Raw genomic sequence first — 26110 nt, 5'->3', positions numbered from 1 at the left:
TGCCCGAAAAAGGTTTTTAAAGTAGCACTTAACCTTTACCGTTTATGATCACTCCGGGTGATATATCATGATAGACGCGGTTAGGGGGCTTAGGATTTACACGGCTTACAACGCAAACGTGGATGTCATAGTGCATATAGACGGAAAGACTATACAGGGGCTCATAAAGGAGTTCGGTCCCAAGGCTGTGAGGGAGAGAATCGAGGAGTACCCCAGGGAAATAAGGGAGCCCCTTGACTTCGTGGCCCGTCTCGTCCACGCCCTCAAGTTTGGAAAGCCCGTGGCAGTTCCCCTCGTTAATGAAGACCTAAACGAGTGGTTCGATTCCCGCTTCAAATATGAGATGGAGAGTATCGGGGGCCAGGCGGGCATAATCGCGAACCTACTCGCAAGTCTTGGCCTAAGGAGGGTAATCACCTACACACCATTTCTCCCCAAGAGGCTCGCCAATCTCTTCCACCCTTCTGTCCTCTACCCGACCGTGGATGGAAAACTAGTGCTGAAGCCTATAAGAGAAGCTTATCGGGACGGAGATCCCGTTAAAGTCAACAGGATATTCGAGTTCAGGAAAGGTACCGAGTTCAGGCTTGGCGACGAGGTTATAGAGGTGCCCCACTCGGGCAGGTTCATAGTCTCAGCCAGATTCGAGACCCTTAGCAGGATAGAGACAAGGGACGAGCTGAGACCGTATCTACCTGAGATAGGGAAGCTGGTTGACGGTGCCATCCTCTCCGGCTACCAGGGTCTCAGGCTAAGCTACTCGGACGGCAAGGACGCCAACTACTACCTCAGGAAGGCCAAGGAGGACATAAGACTCCTCAAGAAGGAGGCCGACATAAAGGTTCACGTAGAGTTTGCGTCCATTCAGGACAGGAAGCTGAGGAAGAGGGTCATGAACAATATATTCCCGCTCGTGGACAGCGTCGGCATGGATGAAGCAGAAATAGCCCACATTCTGAACGTCCTCGGCTACCCCGACCTCGCGGACAGGATATTTCTCTATAACAGGATAGAGGACACCGTGCTCGGTGGGAAGATAATCCTCGACGAACTCAATTTCGAAATCCTTCAGGTTCACACGATCTATTACCTGATATACATAACCCACAGGGACAACCCTCTGACCGAAGAGGAACTCATGAGAAGTCTCGAGTTCGGAACGACACTCGCCGCGGCTAGGGCATCTCTTGGGGACATAAGAGGGCCCAAGGACTACGAGGTAGGCCTTCGCGTGCCATTCAACGACCGGGGAGAGTACGTAAAGCTCCGCTTCGAGGAGGCCAAGAGCCGGCTGAGAATGAGGGAGTACAAGGTTGTCATAGTGCCAACGAGGCTCGTGCCTAATCCAGTCTCAACGGTCGGGCTTGGGGACACTATTTCGGCTGGTGCCTTTACGAGCTACCTAACAATGCTAAAGAAGAGAGGGGCACTGCCAGGATAAAGCCTTTTATAGAACTCTACCATCTTCCCCCGGTGGTGGCATGGAGTTCAAGAGGCTCACCCCTTACCAAGAGGCTCTAAAGCTCATGCTGGACGATCTCGGGGAGGTTAATGATGAAGAGGTTTCCCTAAAGGAAGCCCTCGGAAGAGTTCTCGCCGAGGACGTAACGACCCCCTTTGAAATTCCCCCCTTTAACAGGGCCGCCGTCGATGGCTACGCCCTCAGGGCCGAGGATACCTTCGCTGCAAGGGAGTACAGTCCGGTAACGCTTGAGGTCATTGAGGAGGTTCCCGCCGGAAGGGCTCCACGAAAGAGGGTTGAGCCCGGAAAGAGCATCAAGGTTCTCACTGGCGCTAAGATACCTGAGGGGGCAAACGCTGTCCTCATGCAGGAGCACGCCATAAGGGAAGGTAACTTGATCAGAGTCCTAAGGCCTGTGGCCCCAGGCCAAAATGTCGCATTCGCAGGGGAAGATGTGAAGAAAGGACAGGTTGTCCTTAGGAAGGGGCAAATCCTGAGGCCCCAGGATCTCGCGATCCTTAAGGCCCTCGGCGTTAAGAGGGTGAGGGTCAAGAGAAGGCCGAGGGTCGGGATAATCGTCACGGGCGATGAGCTCATCGATGAGCCGAGCGAGGACGCCTTTAGGGCCGGAAAAATAGTCGAGACGAACTCCGTCATGCTGATGGGCCTTGTGGAGAGGTACTTTGGCGAGCCCGTCTTCTACGGTGTTCTTCCAGATGACCCGCATGAGATCAGGGAGGCTATGGAGATGGCTAAGAAAGAGAATGACCTCGTGCTCGTGACCGGAGGTAGCGCCTTCGGCGATAGGGACTACGCCCACCACTTCGTCAGGCTCCTCTTCCACGGGACGACTATAAAGCCCGGGAGGCCAATTGGTTACGGAGAGAGAGTCTTCGTCATGAGCGGTTATCCCGTTGCAGTTTTCGCTCAGTTCCACCTCTTCGTCAAGCACGCCCTCGCTAAGCTCGTCGGCGCTAGGGACTGCGAGATTAGGGTGAGGGCACGGTTAATGGAGAGGGTGCCCAGCCAGCTCGGCCGCTATGAGTTCGTGAAGGTAAGGTACGAAGGGGGCATCGCGAGGCCGATAAAGAGGAGGGGAAGCGGGATTATGAGCTCCCTGGTCGAGAGCAATGGCTACCTCGTCATCCCAGAGGACAGCGAAGGATATCTTGAGGGGGAGGAAGTTTGGATTACGCTCTACTGAAGAGGAACTGGAAGACACTGATCTTCCTGCTTTACGTTCTCCTCCTCGTAGGGGGGAGCACTTACTACATGCTCATGTGGGCCTCAAGGGTCAACGACTATATGGGTGATGAGGTCTGGTATGTTCCTGCCACAAGAAACGTCCTCGCAAGACTTGGCATAAACGTTCATTACGTCAATGGGAGCTACGAGGGCGTCAACGTAATCCTGAAGGAGCCCGAGTATCGGGGGGAAGTTAGGGTTTCCTTTCTCGGCCTGACGATCACGGGAAAATACCGCAACTACCCTCACGTACCTGAATTCGCGAGAAGGCTCGGGATAAGGGTGGAAATAATCCCCTACAACGTCTCAACGCTTGACTCGGCCCATTTTGATAGCCTCAAGCTGAAGGTGTGGGAGATAGCCAATAGGTGCGGATTCAAGGATTACGTGCCCTATCAGAACTTTCCCGGCGTTTACTACGAGATTCCGACCAACTGCACGGCCGAGTTCGTGGCCAACGTTTCAAGGCTCGGCAACCTCTCCGTTGTGACGGGCTTCCGCTATCCCGACAAGGAAAACATCCATCGCTACCTGAACACGGAGCACCCCTTCCTCGGCAAGGATATAATCGCTCTCGGCATGCTCCTAGGAGACAAACCCATCTTCTGGCGCCTGCCGGGCATCATCGAGCACATCATCATCGATTTAGTCGTCCTCTACGTGGCCTACAGGCTCACGAAAAGCTACCTGGCGGCGGGGATAGCCCTCCTCTTCGTCGCCCTCGATCCCCTGCTTTTCGCTACCTCCATAGTGGCCATGCTGGACATCCATGTTGCCTTCTTCGTGTCCCTCTTCCTCCTAACGCTCACCCTGAACAGGGACAGGCTCTCAGGCCTGACCCTCGGTCTTGCAACTGCAACCAAGCTGAGCGGTGCTTTCGTCTTCCCCGTCCTCTGGATCAAGCTCATAAGAAAGGGAAGCGTCAAAGAATTCCTGATTTCGGGTATTCTCCTGCCAGCGGCTGGCTTCCTTCTTCCTGAGCTTCCCATAATAAAGGCCATGGGTTTTGTACCATGGCTTCAGGAGTTCCTCGCAAGCTTCTCGTGGCACCTGAGCTTCAAGGGGGAGCACCCGGCCAGTTCTCCCTTCTGGATGTGGTTTATCTCCCTCAAGCCCTTTCCGTTTCACTACAGCCCGGACGTCTACGCCGTGACGGACCCTATACTGATGCTGTCCATGGTAGCATTCATATTCGCGATTCCCTACGCGGCCAGAAGGCAGGTCAAGCTCGCCGAAATTTTTGGCGCCTTCTGGTCCGTGGTGGTCTTCTTCGCCCTACAGTGGATCCTCGGAGGGAAAACTCAGTTCATATTCTACGCGACGCCCCTTGTCCCTCCAGGGGCCATCGTCCTTGGAGTGCTCGGCCACGACATAATTAGGTGGGAGTACTTCGAGGAATCCCTAAGAATTTACTGGAGGTGGATAAGGGGGATCCTGAAGGAAATCAGGGCAAGAATTGGTCGAGGGTAAGTTGGCCCTTTCTCCCCAGCTGTTTCTCAATTTCCTTAACCGTCTTCCATGTCCTGCGGACCATCGGGGGGAAGTCTCCATGTCTCCTGTAGTAGTCCTCGAGAAATGCCCTTGTCCTCGGATCGCTCGGATATCCGGAGCCAAAATCGCCATACTCCAGCTTAAGCTTCTCTATTTCTCTATCCCTTATTACCTTGGCCAAAATTGATGCGGCAGAAACAACAGGATACTTCGCGTCGGCCTTGTGCTCCGACACAACCTTCGCATCGAAGGCTAGCTTCTCCCGGAGGGCAAGCCCAAACCTCTCGCTTCTGACATCGGCCGAGTCCACGTAGACCACGTCAGGCTTCACCTTCAGCGAGTTCAAGGCCTGGGCGAACTTCTCGACCTCCAGCTCATTCATGGTTCCCGCCCTGGCGTCTATCTCCGGCGGCTCCACGAGCACGATGGAGTAGTCATCCACCATCGAGAGTATCCTCTCGAAGAGTTTCTCCCTCTTCTTGGGCGTTAGGGCCTTGGAGTCTCTCACGCCGATGCCCTCGAGCTCTGTCATTTTCTTTTCGTCAACAACCACCGCCACGATGACGAGGGGTCCCAGGACGGGTCCCCTACCGGCCTCGTCTATCCCCGCTACCTTCATTGTAGCCGCCTCCTCACCATGAGTCCTCCATAGAGCATGCCAAGGAATATCGTCGCTATACCGCTCGGGGGCATGTCAAGGACATAGCCAAGGAGGACGGAGGCGAGCTGAACCGAAAGGGTTATGGCGAGACTTATCCCCATCAGCTCTCTGACGCTTTTCGCGAGGCTCATGGCTATAGCCCCTGGCAGGACGGCAACGACCTGGAGGGTTATAAGGCCGACCGTCTTAACTATGAGGCCTCCTGTGGCTCCAACAAGGATGTAGAGGAGGATGAGGTAGAGGCGGACGTGTCCTCCGCAGCTCTCCATTCCCTCAGGATCAAAGCTCAGGTACACAAAGTCCCTGTAAAAAAGGAGCATGAGCCCAAAGATTATGATACCGCCGAGGACGAGCATCCAGAGGTCCTCGAGTGTCACGAGGAATATCTCGCCCGTCAGGTACGTAACTATACTCTCGGATAGGGCAAAGTAGGGCCGGGAGGCCATGACTTTGTAGAGGAGGCCAAAGCCGAGGACCGTCAGGCCTGCAACAAGCCCAGCAACGGCTCCCACGGCCGTGTCTGCCGAGTACCCTCTCATCTCCAGCTCGGCCACCGCGATGACAACCATTATGGCGATTGGTAGAGAGACCCAGAAGATAAGGGAGAGGTTTCCGAATATGAGGCCAAGTATCATCCCCAGCACGGCACCGAAGAGAAGCGAGTGAAAGGTTGCGTGAGTGAGAAATGCGGCCCCCTTGATGTTGATGAGAGGGCTGAGCATCCCAAGGAGCGTCCCAACCATAACGCTTGCCAGCAGGGCCCTGAAGAGGTACTCAGGTATCATGGAGCCACCTCCCTGGGCATGTGGACGTCACCTATTATGCAGTAAAGCCTCTCCCCAACCCTGATCGTCTTTGATGCGGAACCATAGACTTTCGCGATTACCTCATCCTTGAGTACCTCCTCAGGTCCACCAAAGGCCACGAGCCTCCTGTCTATGAGCATGACCTTATCACCGATCTCGATGAGAGGGTTGACGTCATGGGTCGTTATCACCATTGTTATGCTCATTTCATCCTTTATCTTGGAGAGGATAGCCGTTGCGTCGATTCTCGCCTTCGGGTCGAGGGCAGAGAGGGGCTCGTCCAAGAGAAGGATGCGAGGATTTGATATCAGGGCCCTCGCTATGAGGACCCTTTGCTTCTGGCCCCCGCTCAGGTTCCTGAAGGGCTCATTTGCTACATCCCCAATGCCCAGAAACTCGAGAACTTCTTGGGCTCTCCTTACAACATCGGGAGGTATGTTGAGATGGGCCAAACCCGACCTGTAGAGAGCCCCCATCGCGACGACTTCGAGAGCGGAGAGGGGAACACGAACGTTAAGGGCGAAGCTCTGTGGAACGTACGCAACGAATTCCCTCGCCTCATCAGGCCTCTTCCCAAATATGAGAACCTTTCCCCTGTAATTTGTGTGAAACCCCGCAAGAACCTTGAGGAGTGTCGTCTTGCCAGCTCCATTCGGTCCCAGGAGCAGGAGGGTCTCTCCTTGCTCGAGGTAAAACGTCAGGCCTTCAATGGCCTTATATTCTCCGTAATAGATTTCCAAGTTCTCAGCCTCTATGGCCCTCATGACATCCCCGAAAGTTTGGTAGCCCTAACACTTTTAAAAGGTTCCGGCAATAGTTATTGTTGGATGACGAGCGGTTTCGGGACTGAGTGGTGATGACACCAGCTATCGCCGACCCTTTAAATTTATCAAAGGTCGGTTGAATTAAGGGGATCAAATACCTTCTTTTCTGGGGAAACTCCGAACGATTGACGCTATTTTGTCCAAAATAGCACGCGAAGGTCAAGAAAAGTGAAGGTTTTTTCGCATGTTGCGAAAAGCTTAAATGATTTACAAAAGTAAAAGTCGTGAAGGCTAAGCGGGGGATGCTCATGGCGGATAAGGAAAACGTCACGGTCGTTTCCAAGGAGGGATACCTTGTTATAGGGAAGACTCAGGCCGTAGAAATCGACGTTGACACATTCCTCTGCAAGGGATGCGGGATCTGCATCGAGATGTGCCCCAGGAAGGTCTTCGAGTGGAGCAAGGAGCTCAGCGAAAAAGGCGTCCACTACCCAGTGCCGGCCCACGCCGAAAAATGCGTTAAGTGCAAGCTCTGCGAGCTGCTCTGTCCGGACTTTGCCATAGCGGTAAGGTGGTGAACATGATAATAAGGGGTGATGAGCCTGACCAAATAAGGCTTCTGAGAAAGCTCTACAAGCCGGGCAACTACTTTATGATGGGTGATGAAGCTGTTGCTTATGGAGCCATCTTCGCCGGCTGTCGCTTCTACGCAGGCTATCCAATAACGCCGTCGAGCGAGATAGCAGAAACGATGGCAAGGGAGCTGCCCAAGCTTGGAGGCTATTACGTCCAGATGGAGGATGAGATCGCGAGCATCGCCGCCATTATTGGGGCCTCGTGGACGGGCCTTAAAGCTATGACTGCCACGAGCGGGCCCGGTTTCAGCCTCATGCAGGAAAACCTAGGTTATGCTATTATGACCGAAACCCCGATAGTCATTGTGGACGTCCAAAGGAGCGGCCCTTCAACGGGACAGGCCACAAAGGGCGCTCAGGGAGATTTCTTCCAGGCGAGGTGGGGAACGCACGGCGACCATCCAATAGTTGCCGTCTCCCCGGTAAGCGTTGAGGATGCCTTCTGGGAGACCATCAGGGCCTTCAACATCGCGGAGATGCTGAGGATTCCTGTCATCGTACTCTTCGATGGAATCCTCGGCCACATGAGAGAGCAGATAAGAATTCCGGCCCCAGATGACATCGAGATAGCCTACCGCAAGTTGCCGAGGAACGAAGAGGAGGCGAAGTTGCCGTTCGGCGACCCGCACGGCGATGGAGTTCCACCGATGCCCCTCTTTGGCCACGGCTACTTCACCCACGTAACTGGTTCAACTCATAAGGAGAACGGCCTGCGCGATGTATACACACCGGAAGTCCACGACAGGCTCGTGAGGAGGATTCACAGGAAGATCGAGAAGAACAGGGACGTTTATGAGAAGTACGAGGAGCACTTCACGGACGATGCCGAAATACTCGTTGTCAGCTGGGGAGTTACCGCGAGGCCCTCACTCGGGGCCGTCCTGAAGGCCAGGGAAGAGGGCATAAAGGTTGGTCTTTTTGTCCCCAAGACCGTTCACCCGTTCCCGGGCGAGAGGATGAGACAGCTCGGGAAGCAGGTTCGTGCCATAATCGTACCAGAAATGAACCTCGGCCAGATGATACTCGAGGTGCAACGTTTCATCAACGACGACGTTCTTCTCAAAGGTGTGAACAAGATAGGGGGCGTTCCGTTAACGGTTGAGGAAATCCTGCGCGAGATAAGGGGTGTTGCCTGATGGTGAAGCAAATCTATTCCAAGTATCCTATGGTCAAGTACCTCCGCAAGGAGGCTCTGCCAACCGCTTTGTGCCCGGGCTGTGGTGGTGGAACGGTTCTCAACGCTTTTGCCAACGCTATTGACCAGCTAAAGATTGACCCGAGGGATTTGGTTGTCGTTAGCGGTATCGGCTGTTCTGCCTGGATCGCCTCGCCGTACTTCTTGGCGGATACCCTCCATACGACGCACGGAAGGGCGATAGCCTTCGCTACCGGCGTCAAGGTTGGCCTTCCCGACAAGAAGGTAGTTGTCATAAGTGGGGACGGAGATTTAGCGAGCATAGGCGGCAACCACCTCATCCACGCCGCGAGGAGGAACATAGATATTACCGTCATCCTCGTCAACAACTTCATCTATGGAATGACCGGCGGTCAGGTTGCCCCAACCACGCCCTTCGGGGCCAAAACCACCACAACGCCGTACAGGAACGTTGAACATCCCCTCAATATAGCCGAGATGGTCGCCGCCGGCGCATCCTATGTGGCAAGATGGACCACCGCCCACGTCTACCAGCTTATCGAGAGCATCAAAAAGGCCCTAACCGTCAAGGGTTTCTCGCTCGTTGAGGTAATCTCTCAGTGTCCGGTCCAGTACGGAAGGAGGAACAGGATGAAGGAACCTGCGGAGATGCTCCGCTGGTTCTTGAAGAATGCCATCCCCATAAGCAAGGCGAAGAATATGAGTCCAGAAGAACTTGAGGGTAAGTTCATCATCGGTGAGTTCGTGAACAGAGAAAGGCCAGAGTTCGTGGATGAGCTGAACAAGCTGATAGATGAAGTTCAAGAGAGCTTTGGCCTTAAGGGGGAGTGAAGGCCATGCAGATTAGGTTTGCGGGCATAGGTGGGCAGGGTGTTGTCCTTGCCGGTGTCATCCTCGGCGAGGCTGCAGCTATAGAGGGGCTAAACGTTATTCAGACGCAGGACTACAGCTCGGCCAGCAGGGGCGGCCACTCAATAGCGGACGTGATAGTCTCAAAGGGCCCCATCTACGACCTCATGGTAACGAAGGCCGACGTCCTTGTTGCCCTTCACCAACTCGGCTACGACACGGTTAAGGACTCGCTCAAGGAGGACGGCCTGCTCATAATTGACACCGACCTCGTAAAGCCTGATAGAGACTACGTCGGCGCCCCCTTTACGCGCCTAGCTGAAGAGACAACAGGTCTTGCCCTGACGGTTAACATGGTCGCCCTTGGCTATCTCGTCGCCAAGACGGGTGTCGTGAATAAGGAGAGCGTCGAGGAGGCGATAAGGAGGCGGGTCCCGAAGGGAACTGAGGAGGTCAACCTAAAGGCCTTTAACATCGGTTACGAGGAGGGGCTGAAGGGATGAGGGATTTCCACGAGCTTGTCGTTAGAATTCCGGGCGGGGTGGTTACATGAGATACCCGTTCCCCATCGGTCAAGCAGACTTCATTCAGGGAGATGAGGCCATAGCGAGGGCGGCCATTCTGGCGGGTTGCCGCTTCTACGCAGGCTATCCGATAACACCCGCGAGCGAGATCTTCGAGGCGATGGCCCTTTACATGCCCCTCGTGGATGGCGTGGTAATACAGATGGAGGATGAGATCGCGAGCATCGCCGCCATTATAGGTGCTTCCTGGGCCGGCGTAAAGGCCATGACCGCCACATCCGGCCCGGGCTTCTCACTGATGCAAGAGAACATAGGCTATGCTGTTATGACCGAAACACCGATAGTCATTGTGGACGTCCAAAGGAGTGGCCCTTCAACCGGTCAGCCCACCCTCCCGGCCCAAGGAGACGTCATGCAGGCTATATGGGGAACGCACGGGGATCACAGCTTGATAGTCCTCAGTCCCGCGACCGTCCAGGAGGCCTTCGACTTCACGATAAGGGCATTCAACCTCTCGGAGAAGTACAGGACGCCAGTCATCCTTCTAACCGACGCCGAGGTTGGACACATGAGGGAACGCGTTTACATTCCGAGACCTGACGAGATAGAGCTAGTCGAGAGGAAGCTCCCGGCCAACGAAGAGGAGGCGAAGTTACCGTTCGGCGACCCGCATGGCGATGGAGTTCCACCGATGCCGATATTTGGCAAGGGATACAGAACCTACGTCACGGGACTTACCCACGACGAACGTGGAAGACCAAGAACCGTCGAGCCAGAGATCCACGAGAGGCTCATCAGGAGGATAGTCGAAAAGATCGAGAAGAACAAAGAGGACATAATTGACTACCAGACCTTCGAGCTCGAAGATGCCGAGATAGCGATAGTGGCTCACGGCATAGTGGCCCGCTCTGCCATAAGGGCCGTGAAGATGCTCCGCGCTGAAGGTATCAAGGCTGGTCTCCTCAAGCTGAACGTCCTCTGGCCCTTTGACTTCGAGCTCATCGAGAGGATAGCGGAGAGAGTCAAGAGGATATACGTGCCAGAGATGAACCTCGGTCAGCTCTACCACCTCGTTCGCGAAGGAGCAAACGGAAAGGCCGATGTCAAGCTGATAAGCAAGATAGGTGGAGAGGTTCACGCTCCTATTGACATAATCCGCCCCATCAGGGGTGACCTGATGTGAGACTCGTCTCGGCCTACGAGATTAGGGATAGATATCTCAGAAAGGACATGCTTCCCACGATATTTTGCCCGGGATGTGGGATAGGCACCGTTCTGCAGTTCACGCTTAGGGCGATAGACGAGCTCGGCCTAAATCCGGACGAGATCGTCTGGGTCAGCGGTATAGGCTGTTCCTCCCGCGTTCCGGGTTTTGTCAATTTCGACGGCCTGCACACAACCCACGGGAGGGCTCTGGCGTTTGCCACAGGAATAAAGCTTGCCAACCCGAAGCTCAAGATAATAGCATTCATGGGCGACGGCGACGCCGCGGCGATAGGGGGTAACCACTTCATCCATGCCATAAGGAGGAACCTTGACATAACCGTTATCCTCATCAACAACTTCACCTACGGGATGACCGGTGGTCAGGTTGCCCCAACCACGCCGAAAGGATTGAGAGGAACCACAGCTCCCTATGGCCAGTTCGAGAACCCCTTTGACATAGCTGAATTGGCAGTCGCGGCTGGGGCCAACTACGTGGCGAGATGGACGGTTTTCAACTACGTCCAAGGAATCAACAGCATCAAGAAGGCCCTCCAGAAGGAAGGGTTCTCACTTGTCGAGTTCCTCTCACCATGCCCGGTAAGCTTCGGAAGGAGGAACAGGATGAAGACCTCCCCCGAGCTCATCCGTTGGTACCAGAAGATAACCGTGCCCATAAGCAAGGCGAAGAATATGAGTCCAGAAGAACTTGAGGGCAAGATAGTTATCGGTGAGTTCGTTGACCGCGATAGACCTGGCCTCGTGAGAGAATATGAGGAATACAAGAAGCGGGCCAAGAGAATTATGGGGTGGGAGAAATGAGGAAGGAAATTCTTATTGGCGGCTTCGGCGGCCAGGGCGTTATACTGGCGAGCGTCATACTGGGAAAGGCCGCCACCGTTTATGAGGGCCTCTACGCTGTTCAGACTCAAGCTTACGGTCCAGAGTCAAGGGGAGGGGCGAGCAGGGCTGAAGTTGTAATCAGCGACGAGCCCATAGACTACCCTAAGGTCATCGCCCCAGACTACGCAATACTCCTCAGTCAGCAGGCCTACGATAAGTATCTCTCCCTCGTCAAGGACGACGGTCTCGTTATAGTTGAGAGTGACCTTGTGCCTCGCAGGGACGCGGGGATGGAGAAGAGTAAGAAGATTTACGCCCTCCCCCTCACGGAGATAGCCGAGAAGACAACGGGGCTGAGCCTCACGATGAATATACTTACCCTCGGTTTCTTCGTGGGGCTAACGGGGATAGTAAGCGAGGAAAGTATAGAGAAGGCCGTCAAGGACGCCGTGCCCAAGGGGACAGAGGAAATAAACCTGAGAGCCCTCAGGAAGGGCTTTGAGCTCGCTAAGCGCACCCTATGAATTCTTCCTTATTCTTGGCGATTTTATCCAAAAGCTTATAAGCTAAATTATTGCAGGAATGGATGAATAATCCAGGGAGGGGTCTCGATGAGAAAAGGTCTGCTAGTCGGCTTACTAATGGCCATTGTCATTCTGAGCGGGTGCATAGGTTCAAACACCACGACTGCCCCAGCCCAGATGCAGACGGTTACGAGCAGAGAAACCATTACCGTGACCCAGACGGTAACGGAGACGTACACGCCAACCAACTATCCAATAACGATCACGGACTCTCTCGGGAGGAAAGTCAAGATTGAAAAAGAGCCCCAAAGGATAGTCTCCCTCGCACCAAGCATAACGGAGATGCTCTACTTCATCGGAGCCCTTGACAAGGTTGTCGGCGTCACCCAGTTCGATGACTTCCCTCCAGGTGTCCAGGAAGGCAGAACCGTCATCGGAGGCTTCTCGGACCCGAACATCGAGGTCATAGCTTCCCTCAGCCCCGACCTGATAATAGGAACGAGCATGCACATCCAATACCTTGAGCAACTCGAAAAAATAGCCCCCGTAATAATCATCGAGCCCAAGAACATCGACGAGATATACGAGTGGACGATAACCCTCGGAAAGGTCGTGAACAGAGAGGATGAGGCGAAAGGTGTCGTCAACTACATGAAGGCCATCGTCGAATCCGTGGAGACCAAAGTCAACGGAACCGAGAGGCCGAGAGTGCTCTTCATAAGCTGGTGGAATCCGATATACGTGCCCGGAGGAGACACCTTCCAGGGGGCCCTCATAGAGATGGCCGGCGGTAGGAACATCTTCCATGATGTAAGCGGCTGGAAGCAGGTCAGCGTTGAGGAGATAATAGCGAGGGATCCCGAGGTCATAATCCTCTCGGCCCACGCGGGCGTCACACCAGAGGATCTCTGCAATAGCCCCCTGGCCCAGACGACAGCTGTCAGGGAGGGCAGAATATACGTGGTGAGCGACGACAACCTGGTATCCAGGCCGGGCCCGAGGATAGTCCTGGGTCTCGAGGAGCTCGCTAGATTCATTCACCCTGAAGCCTTTGGCTATGCTCACGGGACAAAAGCTTGTGCGGCCGCTTCATCCTGACCCTATCTTATTATTCCGAGCGCCGGTCCCATCGTTATCGCCATGCTCAAGAGTCCGCCGAGAATTAGGGCGGGCACTGCAACCTTTCTCTCGATGCCGAGCAGGTACGACGCCAAGGCTCCGGTCCAGACTCCAGTTCCAGGAAGGGGTATTGCGACGAAAATCGTGAGGCCCAAAAAGCCCCATCTCTCTACGTAGGGGCGCGCCTTCTTCCTTACGCGTTCTATGTAGGAGAGGTAGAGTCGTGCGATTCTCTCTAAGGATGTTTTCTCGAGCCGCAGCATCAACCGGTCTATGTAAGGCAGTAGGGCCGGAAGGACGAGCGAAAGCAGGAGGACGCCAAAAGCCGCGGCCATGAGGGTTTCCCATAGAGGATAACCTTTTCCTATTCCGTAAAGTATGGCATAGCGGCCCTCAAATGTTGGGATTAACGATAGGACGAAGACCTCAACGAAGCTATTCAACGGCAAACACCTCCAGCCCAAGCTTTCTAATGATGGAGCTGTAGATGGGGAGCCAAAAGCTCTCCGTGAGCTCCACCAGCATAAACGTCCAAGGGCCCAGGAGCAGGCTGAAGAGGACGTCGCTGAACCAGTGAACGTGAAGGAGCAGGCGGGAGAGGGCTATTAGGACGGCGTATATCCACCAGATGGGTGCGTATTTAGGGAAGCGCCTGCTTAGGAAATAAGCCAGAATGGCTGCCCTCGCCGTGTGTCCAGATGGAAAGGCGAAGTAATCGGCGTTTAGAAGTGCCTGAATGAACGGAAGAGAAAGGGGAAATTCGTTCGGTCTCGGAACTTCCGTCAAGGCTTTTAGAACCACTACAACCGCCATGCCGAGAGCGAGGGAGATTGCAAAGTTCAAGATAAGGCGGCTCAGCTTTCCACACCTCTTAAAGTCCCAGGCTAAGAACAAGATTAAGTAAACGACGAAGGCCGCAAGGCTCGCTGAATCCGTTATCATAACCACCCAGGAGGAGCTTACAAGGGGAGTGTGGGCATAAATTATGTCATTTATGCCTTTGAAGGCACCAAACCATTCGGCGATGAATATTGCCACAAGCACCCCTGTTAGGATCCAAAACTCCTTCCTTCTACCCATGGCGATAAGAAAGGAGCGGGACGATAAAAAAAGCTTTTCCCTAGATAAGTCCCGCACCGTAGAGGGCGTGGTAGGCCTTCAGAAGGGCTTGCTGGACCCTCTTCGGGCCAAAGTGCTTCACAGCTTCTCTCAGGCCCACCTCGCTTATTCTACGGAGTATTATTTCTGCATCTCTTCCTAGCCCTAGTTTCTCCCAGTTCTCAAGGCTGAGCTCAACAACCTCGTAGGGATCCTTATAGTTAAGCCCCTTGAGCCACTTCAGAGGGACTCCTTCCTTCAGCGGGCGCACGTCCTCGAATTCTATTATCGTGACCTCGTCGTCCCCGTACAATTCGCCGTATATTTTGCTCAGCTCCCTAACAAGCTCTTTAACGTCAGAAAAGCCGTCCAGCTTCGCGTCCTCGTTGGTCAACTCCAGAACCTTCTTGCTCCTCACCGCCTTTATTCTAGCTTTGGCTATAGCGGTGTCGCTCGGCGTTATGACTATGTATATTTCCGAACCCGGCCTCGCCTCGTAGGCCCCGTACCTAATCGTCGTGACCTTCTTGCCCCTCAGGATTTTCTCCTTATACCTAGCGTCCAGCAGGATGAACTTCCTTATTTGAACCTTCTTCACGCTCCAGCACCCCTATCAGCTCTTCAAGCCTCTTTATCTCGTGGTCGGCGTATTCCCTGTACTCGAGCTCCGCATTGGCGTACTTTCCATAGCGGAACCAGACCGTCATCATGCCAACCCTCTTCGCCCCGTAGATGTCCGAGTAGAGCCGGTCGCCGACCATTACGGCCTCCTCAGGCTTCACGCCAAAGGCCTTAAGGGCCTTCCTGAATATCTTCGGATGGGGCTTCCGAACCCCGGCGAAGTCGGATATTATGACGTGCTCAAAGAAGTCTCCAAGGTCGAGCCTAAGTATCTTCTCCCACTGCTTTATCGGGTTCCCGTCCGTTATTATCCCCAGCCTGTATCCAGCCTCCCGAAGCCTCAGGAGCGTCTTTCTTGCCCCTGGCACTTCCCTCAGGTAGGCAAACTTCGTGTTGTGGTAGGCTATTACGCCGGCGGCAACCCACTTTGGGTTGTAGGGAAGATCAAGTCTTCTCAGGAGATAGTCGAAGTGGTGGGGAAAGTTGCTCCCGTACTCTCTTATGAGCTCCATTAGCTCCGAATAAGCGGTATCGAAGTCCACGGGGAGTCCATGAACTATCATATTCTCGATGGCGTTTCGCCTTGCCATCTCGGCGAGTCGGGACGTATCCACGAGGGTATCGTCGAGATCGAAGAACACGACCTTAATCATCGCCATCAGGAGAGCTTCGACGGATCTGTATTTAACGATTACTCAACAAGAAAAATGAATGTTGGGAGGAGGATATCACTCTTTCATTGGCAAACCATAGTCGAAGGAGTAGTAGACCTTCTGGTAGTCGAGCCTGAAGTAGTAGACGTCCTTCCTGACCTTGGCGGGATCTTCTTTGTCAATCAGTACACGCCTTATGAATCTCGCAATCTCCTTCATCTCGTCCTCCTTCATTCCAACTCTTGTCATCTCTTGGACGCCTATGCGCAGACCGCTAGGGTCGTTGACCTTCTCGAGCGGGTCCCAGGGCAGGAGGTTCTTGTTGAGTATTATGCCAGCCTCTTCGAGAAGAGGAGCAGCCCATCCTCCGCCGGCCGGGTGGAGGTCTGAAACATCAACTATAACCTGGTGGCTCTCGGTGTAGCCCTTGTCCTCGCCTATGACCTTGAAGCCCTCTTCCGCCAGAGCTTCGGCCAGGGCCTTGGCATTCTTGACGATCTGCTTGGCGTAGGCCTCTCCGTATTCAAGCATCTCAGCTGCAGTAATTACCTTACCGGCCATGTGGTGGAGGTGGTGGTTGCTAAGCACTCCAGGGAAGATGGCCCACTGAAGCTTGGCTACCTCATCGCTCGAGCCGAACTGCTTGTAGAGGATGACACCACCCTGCGGACCGGGGAATGTCTTGTGGGTGGAGGCGGTAATTATGTCGGCTCCTTCCCTAAGCGGATCCTGGAACTGGCCGCCCGCTATCAGGCCGAGAACATGGGCCGCATCATAGACGACATAGGCCCCAACTTCCTTGGCAACGGAAGCGAGCTCCTTGACGGGGTGCGGGAACGGGAAGAGCGAACCGCCGAACATCACTATCTTGGGCTCGAGCTCCCTTATCATCTGGGCAGCCTTGTCAACGTCGATATTAAAGGCTTCGTTATCAAAGGGCCAAGTGTGAACCTCAAGGCCGCGCATTCCTGCTGCTCCGAAGGGCATGTGGCTTATGTGGCCGCCGTGGGATGTGTGCAGAACTATGACCTTGTCCCCCGGCTGGGCGAGGCCGAAGAATACGGCCTGGTTCGCATTAGTTCCAGAGATGGGCCTCAGGTCGGCGTAGTCGCTTTTGAAGAGCTTGGTGAAGAGCTCAACGCCTATGAGTTCGACTTCATCAACGTACTTGCAGCCCTGATAGTAGCGTTGCCTGGGCCAACCCTCGGCGTACTTGTGCATGAAGCCGCTAGCAACAGCCCTGTTAACGCTCGGAGAAGTCACGTTTTCGCTCGCTATGAGGTTTATGGTGTGACTCCTCCACTTCTCATGCTCCTCAAGGAAGTGGAAAACCTTGTCGCGATACTCCCTGTAGCTCATAACACCACCTCGGCAATATTTCACGGCCATGTAATTTAAACCTTTGCCCAGAAGAGTTGGTGGGCCCGCGGGGATTCGAACCCCGGACCTCCGCCTTGTGAGGGCGGCGTCATAACCAGTCTAGACCACGGGCCCGCCGGAGTTTTAAGCGCTCGGGGAAAATATAAGCTTTTCGCTGTTCTCTCACCGAAACCTATTTATACACGCGCATGTCAAAACGCTCCGGGGGATGATGCGTGAATCAGCTTGAAGCCCTAAAGGAAAAACTCAGGGTCATCAGGATGCTTAGGGTCTTAAAGAGGAGCTACACCTACGAGGAGCTCTCGAAGATCACCGGCCTACCCATTACTGTTCTAAATCGCTACGTCAGAGGAAAGGTCCTTCCAAGCACCGAGAGAGCGAAAATCCTAGCTCAGCAGCTTGCCCCATACCTTAACCTTGCGGAAGAAGTCAGGAAAAGACTCCAGTTCGACTCCTTTGGATTCTTCGATACGATGAAGGTGCTCAGTGATACGAACCTCGTTGCCCTCATAGCCGAGGACGTAGCCTTACGGTACATGGGGAAGGGAGTCACAAAAGTCCTAACGGCGGCCACGGATGGGATACCCTTGGCCGTCCAGATAGCGGACGAGCTTGGCGTTGACATCGTTTACGCAAAGAAGAAGAAGGAAGTCGGTGTGGAAAAGTTCTACGAGGTGAACTACGTCCCTAGCGCGTCCGGGAGCGTAACAACCCTCTACCTACCCCAGTGGGCCCTGAAGAAAGGAGATAGGGTCCTAATAGTTGATGACGTTATAAGGAGTGGAGAAACCCAGAGGGCTCTGCTCCAAATGTGCAAGCAAGCTAATGCCATCCCGGTTGGCATGTTCTTCCTGATCAGCGTCAGCGATGTGGTAGACAGGCTCAGGGAAGAGTATAACGTGCCCGTAGAGAGCCTGGTTAGGCTTTAGGGCTCAAGTCGGAAGTCCTCCTTTACGACCTCAAGGGCCACGTGTGTGTTCGTCTTCTCCACCCCATCTATGCTGAGTATTTTCTTTACGAACGTATTCATATCTTTTCGGTTTCTAAACTTGGCTATGACAATTATGTCGTACTCACCCGTCACGTCATAAACGCACATGACATGCTCGTCCCTAGCTATCTCCCTCTCGATGTCCCTTATTCTCTTCCCCTGAGCCTTTATTCCAATTATCACCGTGAGGTCGTAGCCAACCTTCTCATAATTCAGCTTCGGGTAGAATCCTTCAATAACACCCTCCTCCTCAAGCCGCTTTACGCGGTTGTAGATAGTCCCGACGGCCACGTCGAGCTCCTTGGCTATCTCCCTGTAGGATATCCTAGCGTCCCTTAGGAGCACCCTTATTATCTTCCTATCTAACTCGTCGATCAACCTCGATACCCTCCGGCATTCCAACTTCATACGCCTGAAGAACCTCACCGAAGTACTCTCTTACAAAGCTCCAGTCTATGGGCCGACCTTCGGGGTGGTTTATGCCGGGGCACAGCGGATCCTTCTTAACGTACACCTCGAGGAAGTTTCCGTGCTTCACGAGGATAAAGGGATAAAGCTTGCAGGCTATGGGTCTGTGCTCGTAGATCTTGCACTTTCCGTTCTCGTCGAGGAAAACGCAGGTGCCGTCGAAGGGCCTCTTTTTGAGAGAATAGCCCAAGAATCTACTTCCCCTGTAGAACATCTTTGTGAAGTCAACGAAGTAATCCTCTTCATAGCCGAGAGCCTTTATCCTCTCTATGTCCCCTTCTCTAAGGGGTATATCTAGCTCTCTGCAGCACTTAGCGCAGTTCTCCACGCACTTGAACTTAAAGTCTTTCCAAACAACTTCGAGATTTAAGGGATTAAGGTGGATAATCGCCACGAGCTCCCTCTCCATCACCTACCCCCATAGGAACTGGCTATGAGGGTCTCAGTCATTTCGATTCCTGGTATCCCTCTTAGGACCCCATCGTGGAACTCATCGAGGGCCTTTATGTTGGGAACTTCGACCCTAATGAGTATGTCATAATCACCATAGACCTTGTATATTTCTTTAACCTCGGGCCTATCCTTGAGAATCTCATATACCTCATCCTCCTTCCCAGGCTGAACTATGAGGAGGATGAACACCTCCATCATATTCCGAACCTCCTTGCTAGCCTTGCCAATTGTCTCTTGTTCATGGTCTTAAAGAACCTTTTCATCTGCTTGTATTGCTCGAGAAGCTCCTTGACATCCTTGACGCTCGTGCCCGAGCCCCTCGCTATACGCTTCATGCGAGAGTAATTGATAATCCCCGGATTCTCGAGCTCCTCCTCGGTCATGGAGTCCATTATAACCCTGAACTTTTTCAGCCTCTCCTCCCCGACCGAGATTACCTCATCGGGGAGGGAGTATCCGAGACCAGGTATCATGCGGAGTATTTGCTTTAGGGGACCCATCTTCTGCATGGCCTCGAGCTGGGCGTACATGTCCTTAAGGGTGAACTTGCCCTTCAGGAACCTCTCAACGTCCTTTTCGCTGAACTCAACCTCCTTCTCAAGCTCCTCGAATTTCTCGAGGAGGCCCTGAATGTCGCCAAGACCCAACAGGCGGGAGACGAAGCGCTTGGGATCAAAAGGCTCTAAATCATCTATCTTCTCGCCGACGCCTATGAACTTTATCGGGGCGCCTGTTGCAGCTACGGCGGAAAGGGCCCCACCACCCTTGGCGGAGCCATCAAGCTTCGTGACTATTATAGAGCCTATGGGAGTGGCCTCCTTGAATGCCAAAGCCTGACTGTAGGCCTGTTGGCCAATGGTTCCGTCTATAACGAGTATGACCTCGTGAGGCCTTATGGCCTCGCTTATCTGGCGCATCTCCTCTATGAGACCCTTCTCCTCCTTGTGTCTTCCGGCCGTGTCCACTATGATTATGTCAACGCCTTTCCCCCTGAAGTACTCTACGCCCTCTCTGGCAAGCTTCACGGCATCTTTTTCCTCCGGGTTCCCGAAGACCTCCACATGGTAAGGGTCAAGGAGCTGGCGAAGTTGATGGTATGCACCGGGCCTCCACGTGTCGGAGCAGACAACACCGACCTTGTAGCCTCTCTTCTGGAAGTGCCTCGCGAGTTTAGCGACCGTAGTGGTTTTTCCAGATCCTTGAATTCCCACCATAAGGAGGATCATCGGCTTCTCCTTGATCTCTATTGGCTTCGCTTCGCTTCCGAGGAGCTTGCTCAGCTCCTCGTAGACTATTTTTATGATGTGCTCCTTTCTGGAGATACCAGCGGGAGGCTTCTCCTCGAGGGCTCTCCTCTGTATCTCCTTCGTGAGCTTGAGGACGAGCCTGACGTTGACATCCGCCTGTATCAGAGCCCTCTGGATGTCCCTTACCACCTCCTTCACGAGGGTCTCGTCAACGGTCCCAGCCCTTGCTATCTTCTTCAAGGCGTTGCTGAGAGCCCGGCCGAGAGCATCGAGGGCCATTGCATCACCTCCTCAAGAGCTCATGCTCCACGAGGGCGACGACGTCCCTGTGGATATCCTCAACGGGCGCCATCGCGTTAACTATTCTAAATTCGGGGAACCTCTCAGCAAGCTTGAGATAGTTCTCTCTAACCTTCCTCTGGAGCTCCAAAAGCTTATCAAATTCACTCTCCGCACCCCTCAGCCTAACCCTCCTCATGCTCTCCTTGGCGGGCAGGTCAAGGAGAATCACCAGATGAGGTCTCGGTGCGAAGCTGTTGACACTTATCAGCCACTCCACATCGAGTCCCCTCGCCCACTGATAGGCTAGGGAGGAATAAAAGTAGCGGTCTGATATTACGACCTTACCTTCCCTTAGGGCCGGCTCTATCACCTTTTTCACGTGCTCGGCCCTATCGGCGGCGAAGAGGAGGGCTTCGGCCTCGTGGCTTATCCTGCCCCCATTGATTATACCACCGATTAGGATGAGCCTCTTGACAAAGTTACCCAGTTCGCTGTCGGTGGGCTCCTTCGTCAGCACCACGTCATAGCCTTTTTCTCTGAACCACTCGGCGAGGAGCCTTGCCTGAGTGGACTTACCGGCGCCATCGATTCCCTCGAAGACTATGAAAAGGCCGTCCATTTGACCACCGGTTAGATGTTCTTTAGGTACTCAAGGAGTCCCCAAAGACTCTTGAACTCCTTCTCCTCTCCCTTTCTGTGAATTTCGACTGTTCCGTCCGGCCTAAAGCGAAGGCCAAAGTCATAGTCTCCCTTGGCCAGCTTCTGAAGGAATACCTCCTTTGGCTTGGGCGGAACGTAGCTAGTCATCATGTCATTAATAAGTTCAGCCTCAAATCCGAAGTGTTCGCCCAACCTGGGAAAGAGTAGGACGGCAGGTGTATTCATGCAATCAACCAACGCCCTTCCGCCGATGGTAAAGTCATAGTGTTTGAACAACTCGCTTAAGATATCCTCTAAGGCATTTGGATAATAGACCGTAGCTCCTATGTCGTTGGGCGGGGCCTCGACGAAGGACTTGGTTTTCAGTATCGCCCTGACTTCGTCGACATCAAGGCCGCTCATCTCTACCCTCATACCTCCATAGTAGTAAACGTACGCGAAGGGCAATCCCTTTCTCCGAGCGAAGTCCCTTAGGGCAATCAGAGGAATTAGGCGAACGTCCATTATCGTGGAGCCCGTGCTGACTATCCCGACAACGAGAGCCCTCTTCCCATATCTGGCTATAGCCCTCCCATCCCTGCCCACGATTATCGTGCCCTGGGACACGGTTCCTATGGCCCTTCCAAGCAGTGCAAGCTCTTCGGGATTGAACCTGTCCGAATGATATATCTCCATCCCCAATCACCTCCTCAGTCAGGCAAGATTACGCTTTCCCTTCCTATCCTTGAGTCGGCCCAAATCTTCACATTAGCACCAATCCTGCTGAAATCCTCTATTATGGCATTGTCACCGATAACGCTACCGGGCTCTACGACGACGCCTTTCCCTATATACACATTCTCCCCGATTATTGCCTCTCTTATCTCGGCACCCTCCTCTATCACCACATTCGAGAAGATAACGGAGCGCTCTATTTTAACGTTTTTCCCAATCTTGACGTTGTCTCCCAGAACCGCGAAGCCAATAATTCTCGTTTTTCTCAAGACGCACTTTCTTCCGGTGTATAGACTTCCGCCCCTCTCCACATTCCCCTTCAAAGGTCCAACGGATATTTGGGGAAGCTTAAGCTTGCCAGCGAAGGCGTCCTCCGTGGCTTGGAGATATGTGGAAGGCCTTCCAACGTCGTTCCAATATTCGTCGAAGGGATAGCCATAGAGAGGCAGGCCTTCCTCTAGGATCTTCGGGAACAGGTGGAGGGAAAAGTCAAAATTCTTCCCCTCAGGTATTAGATCGAAAACCTCAGGCTCGAGGACGTATATGCCGGTGTTTACGAGGTTGCTAAGAGCCTCTTCGGGCCTTGGTTTCTCCTTAAAGCTCCTTATCCTCAGGTCTGTGTCGAGAATAGCAACCCCGTAGTGACTTGGATCCTCAACCCTTGTGAGGGCCATCGTGGCAACACCGTCCTTCTTTTTGTGAAACTCGTAGAGATCCTTGAAATTGATGTTAGTGAGTATATCCGTTGAAGCCACGAGGAAAGAATCCTCTATTTTCCCCTCAATCTTTTTTATGGCTCCCGCGGTTCCCAGCTTCAGGTTATCCCCATTCGAATAATGTATCTCAACCCCAAACTCCTCGCCATCCCCGAAGTGTTCCATTATCTTCTCTTTAAGGTAGCCCACGAGCACGAATACCTCATCCACCCCAATATTTACGAGAGCTTCGAGGATGTATTCCATCAGGGGCCTATTGAAGAAGGGAATCATTGGTTTTGGCCTGTAAACCGTGAGGGGAAGAAGTCTCGTTCCCTTACCACCCGCGAGTAGCACAGCCTGCATGGTCTATCCCTTTCAGTATCTCATTACTTAATCTTATTAATATGCATTGCGGCGGAGAAAAGGAAATGTAAAGAAGATTATTCGGTGAAGGTAACTATCTTGAGGTTTATGGGTCTCCTCACAACGTTGGCCTTCCTTGCCCCCACAAGGTATTTGACTCCCTTCTCGCTCACGAGATCTATGAGTCTCTGGGTTATTATCCCGTTGAACACTACTGCATAAATGCCCTCTTTCTCTTCTATGGCCGTGAGGAGATCTCTTATTGGAACTTCAGCTATGACGTTCTTGTTCTCATCGAGGAGCAATGCCACCGAGTCACCTTTAACCTTCTCTATGAACTCTTCAAACTCTCTGTAATCCTGCTGTGGGGGCTTTATCGGCCTGACGAACTTCTCGTTGGCCTTAACCTTCTCGGCCGCGGTGGATATTGAGGCTGGAGCGAGCCGCTCTTCCCTCTTCTTCTCTTCCTCTTTCTCCTTTTCCTCCTCCCTAACTTTCTTTTCCCTCTCTTTTACTATATCATAGAAACTCTTGCCCTTGTTGAAGAGCTCGTTTATGACTTGCTCAGCTGGAACCTTACTCCTGAGAGCCTTTATAATCTCCTTTTTGGTAAGTTCTTCAACCTCCTTACCCTCAGGTGCCCTCGCCACGTAGTCGATATCAGCGACCTGCAGAAGCTCCTTAAGAATCAGCTCACCGCCACGATCGCCATCGGTGAAGGCCGTGACGATGCGCTCCCTGCTGAGCTTTATGATGGTCTCAGGAATCGACGTTCCCTCGACTGCTATGGCGTTCTTTATGCCGTGCCTGAGGAGGTTGAGGACGTCGGCCCTGCCTTCGACGATGATAATCGAGTCAGAGAACGGGACGTGAGGACCGGCAGGAAGCTTCTCGGGGCCATACTCTATGAGCTCCTTCTCCCTGACGGCCTTTCTGACTTCTTCCGTGAGCTCCTGAGTCTCGGGAATCTCCTCCTCCATGAGGGTCTCCAGTATCTCCTTAGCCCTCTCGATAATGTACTTCCTCTTGGTGGCCCTTACGTCTTCTATCTTAATGACCTTTATCTTGGCCTCGCAAGGCCCGACTCTATCGATGGTCTCAAGGGCAGCCGCTATTATTGCCGTCTCCACCCTGTCGAGGCTCGAAGGAACAAGTATCGTCCCGTAGGTTTTGCCAGCCCTCGTGTGAACCTCGACCTTTATCCTTCCAATCCTTCCCGTTTTCTGGAGCTCCCTAAGATCCAAGTCGTCGCCGAGGAGACCTTCGGTCTGACCAAATATGGCCCCAACGACATCGGGCCTTTCAACTACACCATTGGCCTCAAATTCAGCGTGAATTACGTATTTGGTCGTTCCAAAATCGTCTTTTCCAGCCATATTACCACCCTCTTTCAGCTTTTCTCTTCTCTGCTTTTCAGTGAGAATTTGGTGGAGTAGGGCCTTTTTCCTCTTCATTAAATCCCCTCCGGAGGGGGCCAGAAACGGAGACCCAGGCCCTCCCACAAGGATGGGAGGTCTTCTATACCCTTTATGTCCTTCCTTGCTATGAACTTGAGCTCCCGCCTCGTCTCCAAGTCGACCTTCGTCAGACCTTCTAGGAGCTGGCAGAGCCGCCTTGCGAGATGCTCGCCCGCCTCATCGAGATCAGTCAGGATCATGACCTCCTCATATTCGGAGGCCACGAGAGCAACCTCGGCGAGCGGTGAGCGGGAGAGCCTGAGTATCTCCGTTCTGACCCCCAATCTTCTGAGGGCCTCCTCGTCTCGCCGACCCTCAACTATTATGAGGCCCTCGAACTCTCGCAGTTTCTCTATCAACTTCTCCAATCTTTTATAGTTTTCGGGGTGCATTGACGGTCGTCCCTACCTCGGCTTGGGTTATAAACTTTTGGTCAGAGCATATGTCCAAAACCTTCCCGTGATAGCTGAAGGGCTCTTCATAGAACTCCTCGATGAGCCTCTGGAGCCTTCTGGAGATCTCTATCTGCATCCCCCAAGATCCCTCTATCTTCCCCTCGGCCGCCATCTTGCCCAAGAACTTTTTCATCTCATCGCTCAAGGGCGAAGGCTTGCATCGGGCCCAAGGCGTTCCGGGCAGAGGCATGAAGTAGTGGGCTCTCACCTTGCCCCCTTTCCGCATTATCCACTTCATAAGCTCAATGCTCTTCCTCTGGCTTTCCTCGGTTTCATTGGGTAAACCCACTATGAAGTCCACGACCGGCTCGAGGCCATACTCGAGGGCCAGCTCGACGGCTCTGACCACGTGCTCAACCTTGTGCAGTCTGTGCATAGCCTTCAGCATCGCGTCATCGCCGCTCTGGGCACCGATAGCAAGGCGAGTCGTGTCCGTGTACTGGACAAGGAGCTCAAGGGTCTCGGGAAGGACGAACTCTGGTCTCACTTCGCTCGGAAATGTGCCATAGAAAAGCCTCCTCCCCTCTTTCCTGAGAGGTTGAAGGGCCTTGAGGAGAGCTTCAAGCTTGTCCAACCTAAGTATAGCCCCGGGACTTCCGTAGGCAAAGGCGTTTGGCGTTATATAGCGCATGTCCTTCATCCTCCTCGAATATCTTACTATCTGGTCTATCGGCCTGTGTCTCATCCTGAAGCCCTTCATGTACGGCGTCTGGCAGTAGTAGCAGGCAAACGGACAGCCGCGGCTTATCTCCATCGGCGATATTAGGCGTAAGGCCTCGGGATAGGGAGGAAACTTCGAAAAGTCCATCACCTTGGCGAAGCCTGTAAAGGTGAACTCCCCGCCTAGGTAGAAGGCCAGGCCCTTAACGTTTAGGAGATCCTTCGTGACCTTATAGCCAGTTCTTCCGAGCGTTGTGAGGAGCTCATAGAGAACCTCCTCCCCCTCTCCTATCACGGCAATATCGAAGCCCATCCTGAGGGTGTGCCTCGGCATGGCCGTTGCGTGGTAACCGCCCACCACCAAAATAGCTCCTGTTCTTTCCTTCAGCAGTTTCACCTCTCTCTCAACATCCCAGACCTCTTGAGAGTAGAAAGAGTAGAGCACAATCTTAGGTTTCGCCCGGATTATCTCCTCCAGACTTTTAGAAACAAGGATGTCTCCTAAAGCATAGCCTTGGGTCTCAAGGGCCGCCAGAAGGTGTACGAAAGCGTTATGGTTCCTCCTCGTTAGCCTGAGGGCAACCTCCGGCATAGCTGAGAATTGGGTGAACCCTTAAAAATCTATAAC

Annotated in this window: 30 protein-coding genes and 1 tRNA gene; 12 read left to right on the top strand and 19 right to left on the bottom strand. The window is 53.4% G+C overall.

Annotated features, from left to right (window positions below; translation table 11 throughout):
• The first annotated feature begins 67 nt into the window (after window positions 1–67).
• From pfkC to PYCH_RS01125, 3 genes are read left to right on the top strand one after another with little or no spacing between them, the layout of a single operon-like run.
• Entirely contained in the window at window positions 68–1441 is a 1374-nt protein-coding gene (gene pfkC, locus PYCH_RS01135; RefSeq protein ID WP_013905002.1) for an ADP-specific phosphofructokinase, read from the top strand.
• Between the two features lie 40 nt (window positions 1442–1481).
• Window positions 1482–2666, top strand: a complete 1185-nt coding sequence (locus PYCH_RS01130; RefSeq protein ID WP_013905001.1) for a molybdopterin molybdotransferase MoeA — start codon at window positions 1482–1484, stop codon at window positions 2664–2666.
• Window positions 2648–4177 (top strand): dolichyl-phosphate-mannose--protein mannosyltransferase, encoded by a 1530-nt coding sequence (locus PYCH_RS01125; RefSeq protein WP_013905000.1) that lies wholly within the window; start codon window positions 2648–2650, stop codon window positions 4175–4177. Before PYCH_RS01130 ends, PYCH_RS01125 begins: the two co-directional genes overlap by 19 nt.
• Here the strand turns inward: PYCH_RS01125 and rnhB are convergent.
• From rnhB to PYCH_RS01110, 3 genes are read right to left on the bottom strand one after another with little or no spacing between them, the layout of a single operon-like run.
• Window positions 4152–4817 carry a ribonuclease HII gene (rnhB, locus tag PYCH_RS01120; RefSeq protein ID WP_013904999.1) on the bottom strand — a complete coding sequence of 222 codons (666 nt, stop codon included), beginning with the start codon at window positions 4815–4817 and terminating at the stop codon, window positions 4152–4154. The two genes, PYCH_RS01125 and rnhB, sit on opposite strands and share 26 nt — an antisense overlap.
• Window positions 4814–5644: a metal ABC transporter permease gene (locus PYCH_RS01115; protein WP_013904998.1), complete on the bottom strand. Its 831-nt coding sequence runs from the start codon at window positions 5642–5644 to the stop codon at window positions 4814–4816. The genes rnhB and PYCH_RS01115 overlap by 4 nt, the downstream gene beginning before the upstream one ends.
• Complete coding sequence (locus PYCH_RS01110; protein ID WP_013904997.1) at window positions 5641–6429, bottom strand: metal ABC transporter ATP-binding protein; 789 nt, start codon at window positions 6427–6429, stop codon at window positions 5641–5643. Before PYCH_RS01110 ends, PYCH_RS01115 begins: the two co-directional genes overlap by 4 nt.
• Window positions 6430–6737: 308 nt before the next feature.
• On the opposite strand from PYCH_RS01110, the gene PYCH_RS01105 reads away from it, so the two are divergent.
• From PYCH_RS01105 to PYCH_RS01070, 8 genes are all read left to right on the top strand, one after another.
• Window positions 6738–7007, top strand: coding sequence for a 2-oxoglutarate ferredoxin oxidoreductase subunit delta (locus tag PYCH_RS01105; protein WP_013904996.1), 270 nt, complete (start codon window positions 6738–6740; stop codon window positions 7005–7007).
• 2 nt (window positions 7008–7009) lie between these two features.
• Window positions 7010–8200 carry a 2-oxoacid:acceptor oxidoreductase subunit alpha gene (locus tag PYCH_RS01100; protein WP_013904995.1) on the top strand — a complete coding sequence of 397 codons (1191 nt, stop codon included), beginning with the start codon at window positions 7010–7012 and terminating at the stop codon, window positions 8198–8200.
• Window positions 8200–9051: a 2-oxoacid:ferredoxin oxidoreductase subunit beta gene (locus PYCH_RS01095; protein ID WP_013904994.1), complete on the top strand. Its 852-nt coding sequence runs from the start codon at window positions 8200–8202 to the stop codon at window positions 9049–9051. Before PYCH_RS01100 ends, PYCH_RS01095 begins: the two co-directional genes overlap by 1 nt.
• A gap of 5 nt (window positions 9052–9056) precedes the next feature.
• A complete protein-coding gene (locus PYCH_RS01090; RefSeq protein WP_013904993.1) occupies window positions 9057–9572 on the top strand; it encodes a 2-oxoacid:ferredoxin oxidoreductase subunit gamma in 516 nt (171 codons plus the stop codon).
• A 46-nt stretch (window positions 9573–9618) separates the two neighbouring features.
• Window positions 9619–10776, top strand: a complete 1158-nt coding sequence (locus PYCH_RS01085; protein ID WP_013904992.1) for a 2-oxoacid:acceptor oxidoreductase subunit alpha — start codon at window positions 9619–9621, stop codon at window positions 10774–10776.
• The gene (locus PYCH_RS01080; protein ID WP_013904991.1) at window positions 10773–11618 is read left to right on the top strand and encodes a 2-oxoacid:ferredoxin oxidoreductase subunit beta; all 846 of its coding nucleotides are present in this window, start codon (window positions 10773–10775) and stop codon (window positions 11616–11618) included. The genes PYCH_RS01085 and PYCH_RS01080 overlap by 4 nt, the downstream gene beginning before the upstream one ends.
• Window positions 11615–12163, top strand: coding sequence for a 2-oxoacid:ferredoxin oxidoreductase subunit gamma (locus PYCH_RS01075; protein ID WP_013904990.1), 549 nt, complete (start codon window positions 11615–11617; stop codon window positions 12161–12163). Before PYCH_RS01080 ends, PYCH_RS01075 begins: the two co-directional genes overlap by 4 nt.
• An 87-nt stretch (window positions 12164–12250) precedes the next feature.
• Window positions 12251–13261, top strand: coding sequence for an ABC transporter substrate-binding protein (locus PYCH_RS01070; protein ID WP_013904989.1), 1011 nt, complete (start codon window positions 12251–12253; stop codon window positions 13259–13261).
• Between the two features lie 2 nt (window positions 13262–13263).
• Here the strand turns inward: PYCH_RS01070 and PYCH_RS01065 are convergent, their stop codons facing one another.
• The 6 genes from PYCH_RS01065 to PYCH_RS01040 form a co-directional block, all read right to left on the bottom strand.
• On the bottom strand, window positions 13264–13725 hold the full coding sequence (locus PYCH_RS01065) for a COG2426 family protein (protein WP_013904988.1): 462 nt from the start codon (window positions 13723–13725) through the stop codon (window positions 13264–13266).
• A complete protein-coding gene (locus tag PYCH_RS01060; protein ID WP_048058138.1) occupies window positions 13718–14362 on the bottom strand; it encodes a phosphatase PAP2 family protein in 645 nt (214 codons plus the stop codon). The genes PYCH_RS01065 and PYCH_RS01060 overlap by 8 nt, the downstream gene beginning before the upstream one ends.
• Window positions 14363–14402: 40 nt before the next feature.
• Complete coding sequence (locus PYCH_RS01055) at window positions 14403–14978, bottom strand: ASCH domain-containing protein (RefSeq protein WP_013904986.1); 576 nt, start codon at window positions 14976–14978, stop codon at window positions 14403–14405.
• A complete protein-coding gene (locus PYCH_RS01050) occupies window positions 14935–15660 on the bottom strand; it encodes a TIGR02253 family HAD-type hydrolase (protein WP_048058137.1) in 726 nt (241 codons plus the stop codon). Before PYCH_RS01050 ends, PYCH_RS01055 begins: the two co-directional genes overlap by 44 nt.
• Window positions 15661–15729: 69 nt before the next feature.
• Complete coding sequence (gene glyA, locus PYCH_RS01045) at window positions 15730–17013, bottom strand: serine hydroxymethyltransferase (protein WP_013904984.1); 1284 nt, start codon at window positions 17011–17013, stop codon at window positions 15730–15732.
• 57 nt (window positions 17014–17070) lie between these two features.
• Window positions 17071–17148, bottom strand: a tRNA-Val gene (locus PYCH_RS01040).
• A gap of 101 nt (window positions 17149–17249) precedes the next feature.
• Here PYCH_RS01040 and PYCH_RS01035 point away from each other — a divergent pair.
• Window positions 17250–17963 carry a phosphoribosyltransferase family protein gene (locus PYCH_RS01035; RefSeq protein ID WP_013904983.1) on the top strand — a complete coding sequence of 238 codons (714 nt, stop codon included), beginning with the start codon at window positions 17250–17252 and terminating at the stop codon, window positions 17961–17963.
• Here the strand turns inward: PYCH_RS01035 and PYCH_RS01030 are convergent.
• From PYCH_RS01030 to PYCH_RS00985, 10 genes are all read right to left on the bottom strand, one after another.
• Window positions 17960–18433 carry an Lrp/AsnC family transcriptional regulator gene (locus PYCH_RS01030; protein WP_048058136.1) on the bottom strand — a complete coding sequence of 158 codons (474 nt, stop codon included), beginning with the start codon at window positions 18431–18433 and terminating at the stop codon, window positions 17960–17962. The genes PYCH_RS01035 and PYCH_RS01030 overlap by 4 nt on opposite strands.
• On the bottom strand, window positions 18384–18902 hold the full coding sequence (locus PYCH_RS01025) for a YkgJ family cysteine cluster protein (protein WP_048058135.1): 519 nt from the start codon (window positions 18900–18902) through the stop codon (window positions 18384–18386). Before PYCH_RS01025 ends, PYCH_RS01030 begins: the two co-directional genes overlap by 50 nt.
• Window positions 18902–19141 carry an Lrp/AsnC ligand binding domain-containing protein gene (locus PYCH_RS01020; RefSeq protein ID WP_048058335.1) on the bottom strand — a complete coding sequence of 80 codons (240 nt, stop codon included), beginning with the start codon at window positions 19139–19141 and terminating at the stop codon, window positions 18902–18904. Before PYCH_RS01020 ends, PYCH_RS01025 begins: the two co-directional genes overlap by 1 nt.
• Window positions 19141–20472: a signal recognition particle protein Srp54 gene (locus tag PYCH_RS01015; RefSeq protein ID WP_013904979.1), complete on the bottom strand. Its 1332-nt coding sequence runs from the start codon at window positions 20470–20472 to the stop codon at window positions 19141–19143. Before PYCH_RS01015 ends, PYCH_RS01020 begins: the two co-directional genes overlap by 1 nt.
• A 4-nt stretch (window positions 20473–20476) precedes the next feature.
• A complete protein-coding gene (tmk, locus tag PYCH_RS01010; RefSeq protein WP_013904978.1) occupies window positions 20477–21094 on the bottom strand; it encodes a dTMP kinase in 618 nt (205 codons plus the stop codon).
• Between the two features lie 11 nt (window positions 21095–21105).
• Window positions 21106–21810, bottom strand: coding sequence for a phosphohexomutase domain-containing protein (locus tag PYCH_RS01005; protein ID WP_013904977.1), 705 nt, complete (start codon window positions 21808–21810; stop codon window positions 21106–21108).
• Window positions 21811–21824: 14 nt separating this feature from the next.
• Window positions 21825–22910, bottom strand: a complete 1086-nt coding sequence (locus tag PYCH_RS01000; RefSeq protein ID WP_013904976.1) for a nucleotidyltransferase family protein — start codon at window positions 22908–22910, stop codon at window positions 21825–21827.
• A 77-nt stretch (window positions 22911–22987) separates the two neighbouring features.
• A complete protein-coding gene (gene dnaG, locus PYCH_RS00995) occupies window positions 22988–24364 on the bottom strand; it encodes a DNA primase DnaG (RefSeq protein ID WP_013904975.1) in 1377 nt (458 codons plus the stop codon).
• Entirely contained in the window at window positions 24364–24759 is a 396-nt protein-coding gene (locus PYCH_RS00990) for a toprim domain-containing protein (protein WP_013904974.1), read from the bottom strand. The genes dnaG and PYCH_RS00990 overlap by 1 nt, the downstream gene beginning before the upstream one ends.
• Window positions 24740–26074, bottom strand: coding sequence for a TIGR04013 family B12-binding domain/radical SAM domain-containing protein (locus tag PYCH_RS00985; protein ID WP_013904973.1), 1335 nt, complete (start codon window positions 26072–26074; stop codon window positions 24740–24742). Before PYCH_RS00985 ends, PYCH_RS00990 begins: the two co-directional genes overlap by 20 nt.
• Window positions 26075–26110: the final 36 nt, after the last annotated feature.

This window comes from Pyrococcus yayanosii CH1, assembly GCF_000215995.1.
Classification (GTDB): Archaea; Methanobacteriota_B; Thermococci; order Thermococcales; family Thermococcaceae; genus Pyrococcus; species Pyrococcus yayanosii.
This window is presented reverse-complemented; position numbering and strand designations above follow the sequence as displayed.

Bases quoted from the DNA above. Each gene is read 5' to 3' on its own strand.
- PYCH_RS01070 (WP_013904989.1), top strand. From the start codon at position 12,251: ATGAGAAAAGGTCTGCTAGTCGGCTTACTAATGGCCATTGTCATTCTG.
- PYCH_RS01115 (WP_013904998.1), bottom strand. From the start codon at position 5,644: ATGATACCTGAGTACCTCTTCAGGGCCCTGCTGGCAAGCGTTATGGTT.
- PYCH_RS01025 (WP_048058135.1), bottom strand. From the start codon at position 18,902: ATGGAGAGGGAGCTCGTGGCGATTATCCACCTTAATCCCTTAAATCTC.
- PYCH_RS01130 (WP_013905001.1), top strand. From the start codon at position 1,482: ATGGAGTTCAAGAGGCTCACCCCTTACCAAGAGGCTCTAAAGCTCATG.
- PYCH_RS01005 (WP_013904977.1), bottom strand. From the start codon at position 21,810: ATGGAGATATATCATTCGGACAGGTTCAATCCCGAAGAGCTTGCACTG.
- glyA (WP_013904984.1), bottom strand. From the start codon at position 17,013: ATGAGCTACAGGGAGTATCGCGACAAGGTTTTCCACTTCCTTGAGGAG.
- PYCH_RS01000 (WP_013904976.1), bottom strand. From the start codon at position 22,910: ATGCAGGCTGTGCTACTCGCGGGTGGTAAGGGAACGAGACTTCTTCCC.
- PYCH_RS01075 (WP_013904990.1), top strand. From the start codon at position 11,615: ATGAGGAAGGAAATTCTTATTGGCGGCTTCGGCGGCCAGGGCGTTATA.
- PYCH_RS01030 (WP_048058136.1), bottom strand. From the start codon at position 18,433: ATGAAGTTGGAATGCCGGAGGGTATCGAGGTTGATCGACGAGTTAGAT.
- PYCH_RS01020 (WP_048058335.1), bottom strand. From the start codon at position 19,141: ATGGAGGTGTTCATCCTCCTCATAGTTCAGCCTGGGAAGGAGGATGAG.
- tmk (WP_013904978.1), bottom strand. From the start codon at position 21,094: ATGGACGGCCTTTTCATAGTCTTCGAGGGAATCGATGGCGCCGGTAAG.
- PYCH_RS01085 (WP_013904992.1), top strand. From the start codon at position 9,619: ATGAGATACCCGTTCCCCATCGGTCAAGCAGACTTCATTCAGGGAGAT.
- rnhB (WP_013904999.1), bottom strand. From the start codon at position 4,817: ATGAAGGTAGCGGGGATAGACGAGGCCGGTAGGGGACCCGTCCTGGGA.
- PYCH_RS01090 (WP_013904993.1), top strand. From the start codon at position 9,057: ATGCAGATTAGGTTTGCGGGCATAGGTGGGCAGGGTGTTGTCCTTGCC.
- PYCH_RS01060 (WP_048058138.1), bottom strand. From the start codon at position 14,362: ATGGGTAGAAGGAAGGAGTTTTGGATCCTAACAGGGGTGCTTGTGGCA.
- PYCH_RS01095 (WP_013904994.1), top strand. From the start codon at position 8,200: ATGGTGAAGCAAATCTATTCCAAGTATCCTATGGTCAAGTACCTCCGC.
- pfkC (WP_013905002.1), top strand. From the start codon at position 68: ATGATAGACGCGGTTAGGGGGCTTAGGATTTACACGGCTTACAACGCA.
- PYCH_RS00990 (WP_013904974.1), bottom strand. From the start codon at position 24,759: ATGCACCCCGAAAACTATAAAAGATTGGAGAAGTTGATAGAGAAACTG.
- PYCH_RS01100 (WP_013904995.1), top strand. From the start codon at position 7,010: ATGATAATAAGGGGTGATGAGCCTGACCAAATAAGGCTTCTGAGAAAG.
- PYCH_RS01105 (WP_013904996.1), top strand. From the start codon at position 6,738: ATGGCGGATAAGGAAAACGTCACGGTCGTTTCCAAGGAGGGATACCTT.
- dnaG (WP_013904975.1), bottom strand. From the start codon at position 24,364: ATGAAGAGGAAAAAGGCCCTACTCCACCAAATTCTCACTGAAAAGCAG.
- PYCH_RS01015 (WP_013904979.1), bottom strand. From the start codon at position 20,472: ATGGCCCTCGATGCTCTCGGCCGGGCTCTCAGCAACGCCTTGAAGAAG.
- PYCH_RS01110 (WP_013904997.1), bottom strand. From the start codon at position 6,429: ATGAGGGCCATAGAGGCTGAGAACTTGGAAATCTATTACGGAGAATAT.
- PYCH_RS01050 (WP_048058137.1), bottom strand. From the start codon at position 15,660: ATGGCGATGATTAAGGTCGTGTTCTTCGATCTCGACGATACCCTCGTG.
- PYCH_RS00985 (WP_013904973.1), bottom strand. From the start codon at position 26,074: ATGCCGGAGGTTGCCCTCAGGCTAACGAGGAGGAACCATAACGCTTTC.